The following is a 14,135-nucleotide window of genomic DNA, read 5'->3' on the forward strand; positions in this document are numbered from 1 at the left end:
TCAGCGCGGGGTCTGCGCGGCGAGACGCGTCGCGGGGGTGATGTCGCGGCGCGTCCAGGTGAAGACGTGTCTCGGGTCGAACCGGGGTGCGCACTTCGCGCACGAGGTCGGCCGGGACGCGCGCCGGTGGCGGTACGCGACATGTCCGGCCGGGCACACCCCGACCCATGGCGCGAGCTCGTTGGCCGTCTCGCCGGCGTGGGTGGTCCCGCCGACGTAGCCGAGGTCGCGCGCGATGCGCTTCCACTGCGGTCCGTGACCCGCCGCGGGGCCGGCGAGCGCGTGGGCGACCTCATGCAGCAGCGTCTGGTGGTTCGTGTCGTCGTCGTAGCGGGCGGTGAGGTACCGGGACACGCTGATGCGGCGGCTGGCGTAGTCGCACAGGCCCGCCCGGCGCTTGGCGTTGTCGAATCCGAACGACCACGTCGCATCCAGGTGGAGGGAGATCAACGCCTCCGCCCACGTGCGCACCCGCTGCAGCTCCGACATGGACAACGAGCGTAGAGGCAGCGACCGACAGTCAGCTGGCGACCGACGTGCGAGCGCGGCGCCGGTCGGCGGCATCGATCGCCATCAGGGTCGACTCGAGCTGTTCGTCGGCGGCGCCGGCGTCCTGACGAAGGAACAGGGCGCGCTTGAAGTCGGTGCGCGCGTCGTCGTAGTCCCCGGCGTCGTAGGACACCTTGCCGCGGTGCTGATACGCGAACGCGGCGATACCCGACCACCCGGCGCCGTCCGCCTCGAGGGCGCAGGTGGTCAGCTCCTGCGCCGCCGCCGGTAGTGCGTCGCGCGCCTGCAGGACCGTCGCGTGCAGGACGCGCGCCCGCAGGAGGTCTTTGCGGGTTCCGGCCATCCGGGCCACGCGCACCGACTGGTCGGAGATCGACAGCGCCTCATCCAACCGGCCCAGCACCTTCAGCAGCCACACGCGCTCGAGGAGGGCGGGCAGACTCCGCTGGGGGCCGATCTCGTCGAGGCGTGCCTGACACTCGGGGAGATCGACGATCTCGCGCAGCGTCTCCGGGTCGTATCCGCGGATGTAGCTCATCGTCGTCTCCCTTCGCCGTGCCGGTCGCCTGGCCTTCCGACTGCTTTCCCCAGTCTGCGTCAGGCGGGCCCGAGTCTCCCGGAAGGCACGCCGCCGATCACCGGTCGAACAGGGACGAGTTCGGTTTGGGAGAGGGTGTGGCATCCGCATCCGTCGCCGGAGAGGCCCCCCGGGTGAACTCGACGAGTTCGGCGCCGGAGGCCACCTTGGCCGGATGCGGCCCCGCCGCCATGAGCCGCGGCAGCCACTCCACCGGGAGAGGAGCCGGGGATGCCGCGATCACGAGGTTGCCGAATCTCCGGCCCTTGAGCACCTGCACCTCGGCGAGCACCGCGACGTGGGGGAGCACCGAGAGGACGGTGGCGACCTGCCGGCGCGCGAAGGCGAGGCCGGCGCCGTCGGCGACGTTGACCAGTAGCACGCCGTCGGGGGCGAGGATCCGCGTCGCGTCGCGGTAGAACTCCGCCGTCGTCAGGTGCGCTGGGGTCTGCGCGCCGGCGAACACGTCGCTGACGAGAAGGTCGACCGTGCCCACGATCCCGGCGGGCAGGCGTGCCAGCCCCGCCCGCGCGTCGCCGATGCGCACCCGGATCGAGGAGCCGCGCGGCAGCGGCAGGGTCGCGCGCACGAGGTCGACGAGCGGCTGCTCCAGTTCGATGACCTGCTGGCGCGAGCCCGGGCGGGTCGCCTCGACGTACCGGGGCAGGGTGAACGCGCCCGCGCCGAGGTGCACCGCGGTCAGCGGCTGCCCGGGCAGGCGCAGGCGGTCGATCACCGCGGCCATGCGCGCGACGTATTCGAAGTGCAGGTGAGTGGCGTCATCCGGGTCGACGTGAGACTGCGGTGTGCCGTCCACCTCCAGCTCATACCCCGACGCGTACGGCGAGGGCACGATCCGAGCGATGGTCCCATCGGACAGACGCGTGGAGGCGATCTCGGCGGGTTCGACGCGGGCGCGGGCCATGCCCCCACGCTAGCCGCGCACGACCAGCAGGTGCCCGGCCGGTCGAAACACGATCGATACACACGAGCAACCGGCCCTCGATCGCTTGCGGGTACGGTCGGTACATCGGTTGAACGGGATGCGGCGCGTCGATCTGGAACCGCCGGCCCTGTCCTGACCCCCACATGGAAGGTGCACAGCACATGGCACACACGATGAGACGGCGCCTGCTCAGCGGCGCCGCCGCGGTCGCGATCGGCGCGATCGTCCTCTCCGGTTGCTCCAGCCAGCGCGGCGGCGGAGCAGAAGAGACCGAATCGGGCGATGTCGACTCGACGTTCGTCTTCGGCGCATCCGGAGACCCGTCCAGCCTCGACCCGGCCTTCGCCAGCGACGGCGAGTCCTTCCGCATCTCGCGGCAGATCTTCGAGGGTCTCGTCGGCGTCGAGGCGGGAACGGCTGACCCGGCGCCGCTCCTCGCCGAGAGCTGGGAGCAGTCCGAAGACGGACTGTCGTACACCTTCCAGCTCAAAGAGGGCGTGACCTTCCACGACGGCACCGAGTTCAACGCGGATGCGGTCTGCTTCAACTTCGACCGGCAGAACAACTTCACCGGTATCGCGCAGAGCGAGAGCCTGTCGTACTACTGGGGCAAGATCATGCGCGGCTACGCCGACACCGGCAGCTCGATCTACGAGAGCTGCGAGCCCGTCAGTGACACCGAGGTCACCGTGACCCTCAACGAGCCCTTCGCCGGCTTCATCCCGGCGCTGTCGCTCCCCGCGTTCGCCATGCAGAGCCCGGCCGCGCTCGAGGAGTACAACGCCGACGACGTGGGCGGCACCTCCGAGGCCCCGACGCTGAGCGAATACGCCACCGAGCACCCCACCGGCACCGGACCCTTCATGTTCGACTCGTGGGAGCCGGGCGCCGAGGCGACCGTCACCGCGTACGAGGACTACTGGGGCGAGCAGGGCCAGGTGCAGGAAGTCATCTTCCGCGTGATCGGTGACACCACCGCCCGCCGCCAGGCTCTCGAATCCGGCTCGATCGACGGCTACGACCTCGTCGCCCCCGCCGACCTCGGCGCACTCGAGGACGCGGGTTATACGCTCGTCAACCGCGAGCCGTTCAACATCCTGTACCTCGCCATGAACCAGGCCGACCCCGCGCTCGCCGACATCCGCGTGCGCCAGGCCCTCGCCCACGCCATCGACAAGGAGCAGCTGGTCAGCCAGGTGCTGCCCGAGGGCACCGTGATCGCCGACCAGTTCATGCCGGAAAGCGTGATCGGCTTCAACGAGGACGTCACGGCGTACGAGTACGACGTCGAGGCGGCTCAGTCGCTGCTGGAGGAAGCCGGTTTCACCGAGGCGAACCCGCTGACGTTGACCTTCAACTACCCGGTCAACATCTCGCGCCCGTACATGCCGAACCCGGAGCAGATCTTCACGAACCTGCAGTCGCAGCTGGAGGCCGTGGGCGTGGTGCTCAACCCCGTCTCGAACGAATGGGCCGAGTACCTCGACCTCATCCAGGGCGGCAGCGAGCACGGCATCCACCTCCTCGGGTGGACCGGTGACTACAACGACCCCGACAACTTCGTGGGGACGTTCTTCGGTGCTCCCTCGAACGAGTGGGGCTTCGACAACGCCGAGCTGTTCTCGGCGCTGACCACCGCGCGCGGCCTCGCCACCGAGGACGAGCAGGACCCCGCCTACCAGGACATCAACGAGGAGATCGCGCAGTTCCTGCCCGGAATCCCGCTGGCAAGCCCCGTCCCGACCCTGGCGTTCGCCGAGCGAGTCACCTCGTACCCGGCGAGCCCCGTGCAGGACGAGGTCTACAACCTGATCGAACTGTCGGAGTGACGAACGGATGCTGCGACCCGGCCCGGGTCGCAGCATCCTCGTCTGCCCCACCTGTGTGAATCGGCTGCCTAGCCCGGCGCGAAGCAGCCGATTCACGCGGGTCGGGCTCCCCTTTATCCCGGAGTCTTCGTGCTACGCACCATCGGCAGGCGTCTGCTCCTGCTCATCCCCACGCTGTTCGGCCTGTCCGTGCTGCTGTTCTTCTGGGTGCGCGCGCTCCCGGGCGGACCGGCCGTCGCGCTGCTGGGCGAACGCGCCACCCCTGAGGCCGTCGAGCGCATCAACGAGCTGTACGGCTTCAACGAGCCGCTTTACGTGCAGTACTTCACGTGGCTCGGGCGCCTGATCACGGGCGACTTCGGGGCCTCGATCCAGACCGGACGCCCCGTGCTGGAGGAGTTCCTGCGGCGCTTCCCGGCCACCCTCGAGCTCTCGATCGCGGCGCTGATCATCGCCGTCGGGGTCGGTATCCCCCTCGGATACTGGGCCGCACGCAAGCACGGCAAGGCGTGGGATCACATCGCGGTCGTGCTGAGCCTCGTCGGCATCACGATCCCGGTGTTCTTCCTCGCATTCATCCTCAAGTACATCTTCGCGGTGCAGCTGGGATGGCTCCCGTCCGACGGGAGGCAGAACCCGCGGATAGACGCGACCCACTACACGAACCTGTACCTGCTCGACGGCCTCATCACGGGCGAACTCGACGCGACATGGGACGCGTTCCTGCACCTCATCCTCCCGGCGGTCGCTCTCGGCACCATCCCGCTCGCGATCATCGTGCGCATCACGCGCGCGTCGGTGCTGGACGTGCAGAACGCCGACTACGTCCGCACCGGTCGGGCCAAGGGCATCGGGCAGGGGACGCTGCGCAACCGATTCATCCTGCGCAACGCCATGCTCCCCGTGGTCACCACCGTGGGGCTGCAGGCGGGTCTGCTGATCTCCGGGGCGGTGCTCACCGAGACGGTGTTCGCCTTCCCCGGCATCGGGCAGTTCCTCGCGAGGGCCATCTTCACGCGTGACTTCCCGGTGCTCCAGGGCTTCATCATCTTCATCGCGATCCTGTACGCCCTCATCAACCTGCTCGTGGACGTGTCCTACAGCGTCATCGACCCGAGAGTGAGAGTGCAGTGAGCTCCAGCATCCTGCCCCCCGCCCCCAGCGGCGGCCCCGTCGACGACAACGCGATCGTCGATGCAGCGCTCCTCAGCGCCCAGACCCGCGGCGGGTTCTGGCGCGACGTCTTCCGGCGTCTGCGGCGCAACCCCACCGCGTGGATCGGCGCGGTGATCGTGGCGCTGTTCATCCTGGTGGCGCTCCTGGCCCCGCTCCTCACGCCGTACCCGGCCGAGTCGCTGCCGGGGCAGCGCTTCATCACCCCGACCGATATTCCGGGCCCGGGTGAGATGGCCGAGTTCCCTCTCGGCCTCGACCGTTTCGGCGGTGACGTGCTGTCGAAGCTGATCTGGGGCGCGCAGGCCTCGCTGATGATCGGCATCGTGTCCACCAGTTTCGGCCTCGTCGGCGGCATGCTGCTCGGCCTTCTGGCCGGCATGTTCGGCGGGTGGGTCGACAACGTCGTGATGCGCTTCGTCGACATCCTCCTCTCGGTGCCGAACCTGCTGCTGGCGGTGTCGATCGCGGCGATCCTCGGGCAGAGCCAGCTGGCGATCATGATCGCGATCGGAGCATCCCAGGTGCCGGTCTTCGCGCGGCTCCTCCGCGCCTCGCTCCTGCAGCAGCGCGGCGCGGACTACGTGCTCTCCGCGCAGACGCTGGGCCTCAGCCGCCGCTCGGTCACGATGAGCCACGTCCTGCCCAACAGCGTGGGGCCGGTCATCGTGCAGGGGACGCTGACGCTGGCCACCGCCGTCATCGACGCGGCGGCCCTATCGTTCCTCGGCCTCGGCGGAGGGCTCCCGCAGACGGCCGAGTGGGGCCGCATGCTCACCTACGCGCAGTCGGAACTGGCGATCGCGCCGTGGCTGGCCTTCCTCCCCGGCATCTGCATCGCGGTCACCGCGCTCGGCTTCACGCTCCTCGGCGAGTCGCTGCGCGAGTCCATGGACCCCCGCACCCGCGCCCGCTGACCGCCCGCCCCGCCCCGTCCTGGAGGACCCGCCGGACCCGCGAGACTGCACGCTGCCGACGAGACATCGACATTCTGACGCGGTCTCGTCGGCAGGCTGAACTCTCGCGGCCCCGGCCGTGTGCGCGAAGCCGGGCAGGGGCGGGTCAGCCGGCGATGTCGAGCTCGTTGCCGGGGATCGAGGCGAGCAGGCGCCGCGTGTACGGGTCGCGCGCGTTCGTGAAGATCTCTTCACTGGATGCCGCCTCCACGAGCCGGCCGTCCTTCATGACGCACACGTAGTCGCTGATGAGACGCACCACGGCGAGGTCGTGGGAGATGAAGAGGTAGCTCAAGCCGTACTCGCGCTGCAGGTCGCCGAGGAGCGTGAGGATCTGGTCCTGCACGAGCACGTCGAGGGCCGAGACCGGCTCGTCGCACACGATGAGTTCGGGGGAGAGGGCGAGTGCACGGGCGATCGCGACCCGCTGGCGCTGGCCGCCCGACAGCTCCGAGGGGTAGCGGCGCAGCATCGACTGCGGCAGCGCCACGTCGTCCATGAGCTTCCGCACGCGCTCCGAGCGCTCCTTGGCCGAGCCGCGCTTGTAGAACGACAGCGGCTCCTCGATGATCCGCTCGATCGTGAACATGGGGTTCAGGCTCGAGTAGGGGTCCTGGAAGATCGGCTGCACCTTCTGCCGGAAGTCCCGCAGCGGCGCGCCCCTGAGGGCGGTGACATCCTGACCCTCGAACCGGATGGCCCCGCTCGTGGGCTCGACGACCTTCAGCAGCATCCGCGCGGTCGTGGTCTTGCCCGATCCCGACTCCCCGACGATCGCGACCGTCTGGCCGCGCGGGATCGCCAGCGACACGTCGTCGACGGCGCGGAAGTCGTCGCCGCGCCCGCGGGTCGGGTACACCTTCGTGAGGTGCTCGATCTCGACGATGTTGTCGACCGTGGCCGTCACCGCCTCGGCCGGATCGGGGACGATAGCCAGGCGCGCCGCGCGGAACTCCTCGGGCCGCAGGCGCACGGCCGCGACCGACGGGGCGGCCGCCACGAGGGACTTCGTGTACGGATGCTGCGGCGCCTCGAGGATCTGCCGCGCCGGGCCCTGCTCGACCACACGCCCGCGGTGCATCACGATGACGCGGGCGGCGCGCTCGGCGGCGAGCCCGAGGTCGTGGGTGATGAGCAGCACCGAGGTGCCGAGCTCGGTGGTCATCCGGTCGATCTGGTCGAGGATGGTGCGCTGCACCGTCACGTCGAGGGCGCTGGTGGGCTCGTCGGCGATGAGCAGACGCGGGCTGCAGGCCATGCCGATCGCGATGAGCGCGCGCTGGCGCATCCCGCCGGAGAATTCGTGCGGGTACTGCTTGGCGCGGGCCGCCGCATCCGGGAGTCCCGCCGCCTCGAGGGTCTGGACGACCTTCCCCTGCACGTCCGACCGCGTGGCCAGGCCGTGGGCGAGGAGCGTCTCGGCCACCTGCGTGCCGATCTTGGCGACCGGATTGAGGTTCGACATCGGGTCCTGCGGCACCAGGCCGATCTGGCGGCCGCGCACCTCCCGCATCCGCGCCTCACTGAACTGCGTGAGATCCTCGCCCTCGATCAGGATGCTGCCGCGGGCGACCGACCCGCCGGAGGCGAGCAGCCCGATGATTGCCATCGCCGTGGTGGACTTCCCCGAGCCGGACTCGCCGACGATGGCGACGGTCTCTCCCGGGGCGATGTCGAAGTCGACGCCATCGACGGCGCGGACGGGACCGTCGATCGTCGAGAAGTCGACGGCCAGGTCGCGGACGGACAGCAGGGGCGCTGCGGCGGCGGAGGTCATCCGTCCATCCTGCCCCGCGCGCCGCGGCGACGCACGCGCTGGGGCGCATCGTCACGCACCCGTAACCGCGCCGCCTCGGCCCCGGGAGGGGCGGAGCCAGCACTGTCGCGGTCCCGGCACCGCGCGCCGGCGCCGGTAGCGTGTTCGCATGCGCGTGATCGACCTCAACGCCGACCTCGGCGAGACGGTCCGGGGCGTGCCGACCGCCGACGACGAGGCGATGTTCGCCGTCGTCTCCAGTGCGAGCGTCGCGTGCGGCGGCCACGCCGGGGATGCGGCATCCATGCGCGCGGCCGTGGAGCGCGCCGCGCGGTTCGATGTGGCGGTGGGTGCGCACCCCTCCTATCGCGATCCGGACAACTTCGGCCGGATCCACCGCGACCCCGCGCCCACGCAGCTGCGCGCCGAGGTCGCCGAACAGCTGCGGGCACTGGTGGCCGCCGGGGCGCACGTGCGCTACGTCAAGCCGCACGGCGCGCTGTACCACGCGGTCACGGTCGAGGCGGAGCAGGCGGATGCGGTGGTGGCGGCCGTGGCCGACGTCTCGGCGGCGCTCGGCCGCGCCCTGCCCGTGCTGGGCCTCGGCGGAGAGATCGAGCGCGCCGCACGGGCGGCCGGCCTCCCCTTCGTCCGCGAGGCGTTCCTGGACCGCGGCTACACCGCGACGGGCGGGCTCGTGCGCCGCGGTGAGCCGGGTGATCTGCTGCACGAGGCCGCCGTCGTGGCCGAGCGGGCCGTCCGTCTGGCCGTCGACGGCCTGGTCGACACCGTCGACGGACCGCCGGTGGCCGCGGACGCCGCATCCCTGTGTCTGCACGGCGACACCCCGGCTGCCGTGGCGATGGCGCGTGCGGTGCGGGCGGCCCTGGAGGCTGAGGCGATCGTCGTGCGCCCACCATGGTGAACGTGGAGCTGCGGCCCATGGGGGAGCGGGCAGTCCTCGCCGGGACGGCGTCGCTCGCCGACGTCCTGGCGCTGTCGGCCGCGCTCGCCGCATCCCGGCCCGAGGGGATCAGCGACATCGTTCCCGCTGCCCGCACCGTGCTCGTGGCGTTCGACCCGGGGGTCGTCGCGCCCTCGGGCGTGCGGGCGTGGATCCGCGCCGCCGCCGAGGAGGACGCTGCCGCGGGCGCGGCACCGTCGGGACCGCTCGTGGAGGTGCCGATCCGCTACGACGGGCCCGACCTCGCCGACACGGCCGGCCTGCTCGGGATGAGTGCCTCCGAACTCGTCGCGCGGCACCGCGCCGCCGAGTGGAGCGTCGCCTTCACCGGATTCGCCCCCGGATTCGCGTACCTGGTGAGCGACGACTGGCCCTACGACGTGCCCAGGCTCGCGTCGCCGCGCACGCGCGTGCCGGCCGGCTCAGTGGGGATCGCGGGCGCCTTCTCCGGCGCGTACCCGCGCGAGACGCCCGGCGGATGGCGGCTGATCGGCGCGACGGATGCGCCGCTGTTCGACCCGCACGCCGCTCCGCCCGCGCTCCTCCCGCCCGGCGCCCGCGTGCGCTTCGTCGAGAAACGACATGCGGGACGAGAAACGGCGCGGCGCGTGGTTTCTCGCCCGGAACGTCGTTTCTCGCAGGCCGGGGAGGCGGGGGAGGCGGGGAGCGCCGGGGAGGCGGGGATCGGGGTCGTGGAGCCGGGGTTGCTCGCTACGGTGCAGGACCTCGGCCGGGCGGGGAACGCCGCCCTCGGGATCGCGCGATCGGGTGCGCTGGACCGCGAGGCGCTGCGACGTGCGAACCGGCTCGTCGGCAATGACGAGGGCGCCGCCGGGGTGGAGATCACCCTGGGCGGATTCCGCGCCGTCGCCCACCGACCCCTGTGGGTCGCGGTGGCCGGCGCCGTCGGCCCGATGACGCTCGACGGGCACGCGATCGATCCGCATACCGCGATCCGGTGGCCCGCCGGTGCCGAGCTGTCGGTCGGCTGGTTCGCCCAGGGGACGCGCGGCTACCTCGCCGTTCGCGGCGGCATCGACGTACCGCCGGTCGCCGGATCCCGCGCCACCGACGTGCTCGCCGGCCTCGGCCCGGCACCGCTCCGCGCCGGCGACGTGGTGGCCGTGGGCGCCGACCCTGCCGCCGCCGTGCCGGTCGCCGACCTCGTGCCGTGGGGCGCGCCCGCCGACGCCGAGATCGAGGTCGAGCTGGCCCCGGGGCCACGCGCCGACTGGTTCGCCGCATCCGCGCACCGCGCCCTGTTCGAGGCGGTCTGGACCGTCTCCGACGCCGCCGACCGCGTCGGGATGCGGCTGGACGGGCCCGAGCTCGAGCGGGTGCAGGACGGTGAGGTGCCCAGCGAAGGAATGGTGCCGGGCGCGCTGCAGGTGCCGCCGTCCGGTCGCCCCACGATCCTCCTGGCCGACGGCCCGGTCACCGGTGGATACCCCGTGATCGCGGTGGCGACCGATGCCGCCCTCGACGCGCTCGCCCAGGCACGGCCGGGAACCCGCGTGCGCTTCCGCCACGCCCGCCCCCTGCCCTGACCCCGCGCAGATCCAGACCCGGCGCAGACCAGGTCGGGCCCCGGTGAGACGGGGTCGGCGGGAGCGGGATCCCCTGTTTTCCCGGGCCACGGGCCGCGGTTATACCGCACGTCGGGGAACCCGTCAAGAATCCGGCTGGACACGGCGCGTCATCCGACGTATAGTCGTCTTTTGCGCTCCCCTTTCCCCTGCCCTCATATGGTGGTCGGCTGTTCCTGCACGTCCCCGCTCTCGCGGTGTGCGTCGTGTCAGGTTTCGGGGCCGGGAGCACTCCACCCTGACGACAAGGAAATCACGAGTCCTGCCCGGGCTCTGCGGAGGTTATTCCCTTGGCTGCTGCGCGCAACGCATCCACCCCCACCACCCCTAAGAACGGCCGCGGAGCATCCCGGCTTTCGTTCGCAAAAATCTCCGACACGCTGACGGTCCCCGACCTTCTCGCGTTGCAGACCGAGTCATTCGATTGGCTCGTCGGCAACGAAGCGTGGAAGACGCGTGTCGCCGAGGCTCTGGCCGCCGGTCGCACCGACGTCCCGGAGATCAGCGGACTGGAGGAGATCTTCGAGGAGATCTCGCCGATCGAAGACCTCAGCGAGACGATGCAGCTCTCGTTCACGAACCCGTACCTCGAGCCGGAGAAGTACTCGATCGAGGAGTGCAAGGAGCGCGGCAAGACCTACGCCGCCCCGCTGTACGTCGAGGCCGAGTTCATGAACCACCAGACCGGTGAGATCAAGACCCAGACGGTCTTCATGGGCGACTTCCCCCTGCAGACGGGCAAGGGAACGTTCATCATCAACGGCACCGAGCGTGTCGTCGTGTCGCAGCTGGTCCGTTCGCCGGGCGTGTACTTCGACAGGACCCCCGACAAGACGTCCGACAAGGACATCGTGTCGGCCCGCATCATCCCCAGCCGCGGTGCGTGGCTGGAGTTCGAGATCGACAAGCGCGATCAGGTCGGCGTCCGCATCGACCGCAAGCGCAAGCAGTCGGTCACCGTTTTCCTGAAGGCCCTGGGCCTCACCAGCGAAGACATCCTCGCCGAGTTCGCCGGCTTCGACTCGATCGAAGACACGCTGTCCAAGGACACGATCCTCACCAAGGAGGACGCGCTCCGCGACATCTACCGCAAGCTCCGTCCGGGCGAGCAGGTCGCCGCCGAGGCTGCCCGCGCGCTGCTGGACAACTTCTACTTCAACTCCAAGCGCTACGACCTGGCGAAGGTCGGTCGGTACAAGATCAACCAGAAGCTGGGCCTCGACCTGCCGCTGAGCGACTCGGTCCTGACCGTCGACGACATCGTCGCGACGATCAAGTACCTCGTCCGCCTGCACCGCGGCGACGACACCTTCTCCGGCACGCGCGGCGGGAAGACCGCCGAGATCCGCCTGGACATCGACGACATCGACAACTTCGGCAACCGCCGCATCCGCGCGGTGGGCGAGCTGATCCAGAACCAGGTCCGCACGGGCCTGTCGCGCATGGAGCGTGTCGTCCGCGAGCGGATGACCACGCAGGACATCGAGGCGATCACGCCGCAGACCCTGATCAACGTGCGCCCCGTCGTCGCCGCGATCAAGGAGTTCTTCGGCACCTCGCAGCTGTCGCAGTTCATGGATCAGAACAACCCGCTCGCGGGCCTGACCCACAAGCGCCGCCTGTCCGCGCTCGGCCCCGGCGGTCTGTCGCGTGAGCGCGCCGGCGTCGAGGTCCGTGACGTGCACCCCTCGCACTACGGCCGCATGTGCCCGATCGAGACGCCGGAAGGCCCGAACATCGGCCTGATCGGCTCGCTCGCATCGTTCGCCCGCATCAACGCGTTCGGCTTCATCGAGACGCCGTACCGCCGCGTCGTGAACGGCCGGGTCACCGACCAGATCGACTACCTGACCGCCAGCGAAGAGGCCGACTTCATCGTCGCCCAGGCCAACGCGCCGCTGAAGGCCGACGGTCACTTCCAGGAGGATCGGGTCCTCGCCCGCAAGATCGGCGGCGAGGTCGACCTCATCCCCGCCGGCGAGATCGGCTACATGGACGTCTCCCCGCGCCAGATGGTGTCGGTGGCGACCTCGCTCATCCCGTTCCTCGAGCACGACGATGCCAACCGCGCCCTCATGGGTGCGAACATGCAGCGTCAGGCCGTGCCGCTGGTTCGCAGCGACTCGCCGCTGGTGGGTACCGGTATGGAGGGCTACGCCGCGGTCGACGCCGGTGACGTGATCACCGCCGAGAAGGCCGGTGTCGTCCTGGAGGTCTCGGCCGACGTCGTGACCGTGCAGCTGGATGAGGGCGGCACGCAGGACTACTTCCTGCGCAAGTTCGACCGCTCCAACCAGGGCACGTCCTACAACCAGCGGGTCGTCGTATCCGCCGGCGAGCGCATCGAGGTCGGCGAGGTCATCGCCGACGGACCCGCGACGGAGAACGGCGAGCTCGCGCTCGGCAAGAACCTGCTCGTGGCGTTCATGACGTGGGAAGGCCACAACTTCGAGGACGCGATCATCCTCAGCCAGGAGCTGGTCAAGAACGACACCCTCTCCTCGATTCACATCGAGGAGTACGAGGTGGATGCTCGCGACACCAAGCTGGGCAAGGAGGAGATCACCCGTGATCTCCCCAACGTCAGCCCCGACCTGCTGAAGGACCTCGACGAGCGCGGCATCGTCCGCATCGGCGCCGAAGTCCGCCCCGGTGACATCCTCGTCGGCAAGGTCACGCCCAAGGGTGAGACCGAGCTCAGCGCCGAGGAGCGCCTGCTCCGTGCGATCTTCAACGAGAAGAGCCGCGAGGTTCGCGACACGTCGCTGAAGGTTCCCCACGGTGAGCAGGGCACGATCATCGCGGTCAAGGAGTTCAACGCCGAGGACGGCGATGACGAGCTCGGCTCCGGCGTCAACCGCCGCGTCGTGGTCTACATCGCCCAGAAGCGCAAGATCACCGAAGGCGACAAGCTCGCCGGACGCCACGGCAACAAGGGTGTCATCGCGAAGATCCTCCCCGTCGAGGACATGCCCTTCCTCGCCGACGGCACGCCCGTCGACGTGGTGCTCAACCCGCTCGGAATCCCCGGTCGCATGAACTTCGGTCAGGTGCTGGAGCTTCACCTCGGGTGGATCGCCCAGCAGGGCTGGAAGGTCGAGGGCACCCCGGAGTGGGCCGTCCGTCTGCCGGAGCAGGCCTTCGAGGCCGCCCCCGGCACGAAGGTCGCCACCCCGGTGTTCGACGGTGCGAGCGAGGAGGAGATCGCGGGTCTGCTGGACTCGACGTTCCCCACGCGCGACGGCGACCGGCTCATCGGCTCCTCGGGCAAGACGCTGCTGTTCGACGGTCGCTCCGGCGATCCGTTCCCGGCTCCCGTCTCGGTCGGCTACATGTACATCTTGAAGCTGCACCACCTCGTCGACGACAAGATCCACGCCCGCTCGACCGGTCCGTACTCGATGATCACCCAGCAGCCGCTCGGTGGTAAGGCGCAGTTCGGTGGCCAGCGCTTCGGTGAGATGGAGGTGTGGGCACTCGAGGCCTACGGCGCCGCATACGCGCTCCAGGAGCTCCTCACGATCAAGTCCGACGACATCCTCGGCCGCGTCAAGGTGTACGAGGCGATCGTCAAGGGCGAGAACATCCAGGAGCCCGGCATCCCTGAGTCCTTCAAGGTGCTGATGAAGGAGATGCAGTCGCTCTGCCTGAACGTCGAGGTCCTCTCGGCCGACGGCACCGCGGTCAACCTCCGCGACACCGATGATGACGCCTTCCGTGCTGCCGAAGAACTCGGCATCAACATCTCCAGCCGCTTCGAGTCCTCGTCCATCGACGAGATCTGACCCGGCCCCTTCGACAAGCTCAGGGACCGCGTCCCAAAATTTCCGACACAGGA

At 70.0% G+C, this 14,135-nt stretch carries 10 protein-coding genes; 6 read left to right on the plus strand and 4 right to left on the minus strand.

What is annotated here, in order from left to right; genetic code table 11:
• From AC2DFQ_RS08810 to AC2DFQ_RS08820, 3 genes are all read right to left on the minus strand, one after another.
• Positions 1-489, minus strand: a complete 489-nt coding sequence (locus AC2DFQ_RS08810) for a SprT-like domain-containing protein (protein WP_484533633.1) — start codon at positions 487-489, stop codon at positions 1-3.
• Positions 490-520: 31 nt separating this feature from the next.
• Entirely contained in the window at positions 521-1,048 is a 528-nt protein-coding gene (locus AC2DFQ_RS08815; protein ID WP_484510366.1) for a hypothetical protein, read from the minus strand.
• Positions 1,049-1,145: 97 nt separating this feature from the next.
• Positions 1,146-2,012 carry a spermidine synthase gene (locus tag AC2DFQ_RS08820; RefSeq protein ID WP_484533634.1) on the minus strand — a complete coding sequence of 289 codons (867 nt, stop codon included), beginning with the start codon at positions 2,010-2,012 and terminating at the stop codon, positions 1,146-1,148.
• A gap of 182 nt (positions 2,013-2,194) precedes the next feature.
• On the opposite strand from AC2DFQ_RS08820, the gene AC2DFQ_RS08825 reads away from it, so the two are divergent.
• The 3 genes from AC2DFQ_RS08825 (at position 2,195) to AC2DFQ_RS08835 (ending at position 5,952) form a co-directional block, all read left to right on the plus strand.
• On the plus strand, positions 2,195-3,862 hold the full coding sequence (locus AC2DFQ_RS08825) for an ABC transporter substrate-binding protein (RefSeq protein ID WP_484533635.1): 1,668 nt from the start codon (positions 2,195-2,197) through the stop codon (positions 3,860-3,862).
• Positions 3,863-3,991: 129 nt separating this feature from the next.
• Positions 3,992-4,996, plus strand: coding sequence for an ABC transporter permease (locus tag AC2DFQ_RS08830; protein WP_484510369.1), 1,005 nt, complete (start codon positions 3,992-3,994; stop codon positions 4,994-4,996).
• The gene (locus AC2DFQ_RS08835) at positions 4,993-5,952 is read left to right on the plus strand and encodes an ABC transporter permease (protein WP_484510370.1); all 960 of its coding nucleotides are present in this window, start codon (positions 4,993-4,995) and stop codon (positions 5,950-5,952) included. Before AC2DFQ_RS08830 ends, AC2DFQ_RS08835 begins: the two co-directional genes overlap by 4 nt.
• A gap of 145 nt (positions 5,953-6,097) precedes the next feature.
• Here AC2DFQ_RS08835 and AC2DFQ_RS08840 read toward each other — a convergent pair whose 3' ends face one another.
• Complete coding sequence (locus AC2DFQ_RS08840) at positions 6,098-7,768, minus strand: ABC transporter ATP-binding protein (protein ID WP_484533636.1); 1,671 nt, start codon at positions 7,766-7,768, stop codon at positions 6,098-6,100.
• Positions 7,769-7,916: 148 nt separating this feature from the next.
• Here AC2DFQ_RS08840 and AC2DFQ_RS08845 point away from each other — a divergent pair, with 148 nt between their 5' ends.
• From AC2DFQ_RS08845 to rpoB, 3 genes are all read left to right on the plus strand, one after another.
• On the plus strand, positions 7,917-8,672 hold the full coding sequence (locus AC2DFQ_RS08845) for a 5-oxoprolinase subunit PxpA (RefSeq protein ID WP_484533637.1): 756 nt from the start codon (positions 7,917-7,919) through the stop codon (positions 8,670-8,672).
• Positions 8,666-10,258 carry a 5-oxoprolinase subunit B/C family protein gene (locus AC2DFQ_RS08850; protein ID WP_484533638.1) on the plus strand — a complete coding sequence of 531 codons (1,593 nt, stop codon included), beginning with the start codon at positions 8,666-8,668 and terminating at the stop codon, positions 10,256-10,258. Before AC2DFQ_RS08845 ends, AC2DFQ_RS08850 begins: the two co-directional genes overlap by 7 nt.
• A gap of 329 nt (positions 10,259-10,587) precedes the next feature.
• A complete protein-coding gene (rpoB, locus tag AC2DFQ_RS08855; protein WP_484533639.1) occupies positions 10,588-14,082 on the plus strand; it encodes a DNA-directed RNA polymerase subunit beta in 3,495 nt (1,164 codons plus the stop codon).
• Positions 14,083-14,135 lie beyond the last annotated feature (53 nt).

It is taken from the genome of Microbacterium sp. Z11_20, from assembly GCF_057197605.1.

What these genes read in the sequence shown, in the direction of transcription:
- AC2DFQ_RS08810 (WP_484533633.1), bottom strand. Translation starts at nt 489, where the DNA reads ATGTCGGAGCTGCAGCGGGTGCGCACGTGGGCGGAGGCGTTGATCTCC.
- AC2DFQ_RS08820 (WP_484533634.1), bottom strand. Translation starts at nt 2,012, where the DNA reads ATGGCCCGCGCCCGCGTCGAACCCGCCGAGATCGCCTCCACGCGTCTG.
- AC2DFQ_RS08845 (WP_484533637.1), top strand. Translation starts at nt 7,917, where the DNA reads ATGCGCGTGATCGACCTCAACGCCGACCTCGGCGAGACGGTCCGGGGC.
- AC2DFQ_RS08825 (WP_484533635.1), top strand. Translation starts at nt 2,195, where the DNA reads ATGGCACACACGATGAGACGGCGCCTGCTCAGCGGCGCCGCCGCGGTC.
- AC2DFQ_RS08850 (WP_484533638.1), top strand. Translation starts at nt 8,666, where the DNA reads ATGGTGAACGTGGAGCTGCGGCCCATGGGGGAGCGGGCAGTCCTCGCC.
- AC2DFQ_RS08840 (WP_484533636.1), bottom strand. Translation starts at nt 7,768, where the DNA reads ATGACCTCCGCCGCCGCAGCGCCCCTGCTGTCCGTCCGCGACCTGGCC.
- AC2DFQ_RS08815 (WP_484510366.1), bottom strand. Translation starts at nt 1,048, where the DNA reads ATGAGCTACATCCGCGGATACGACCCGGAGACGCTGCGCGAGATCGTC.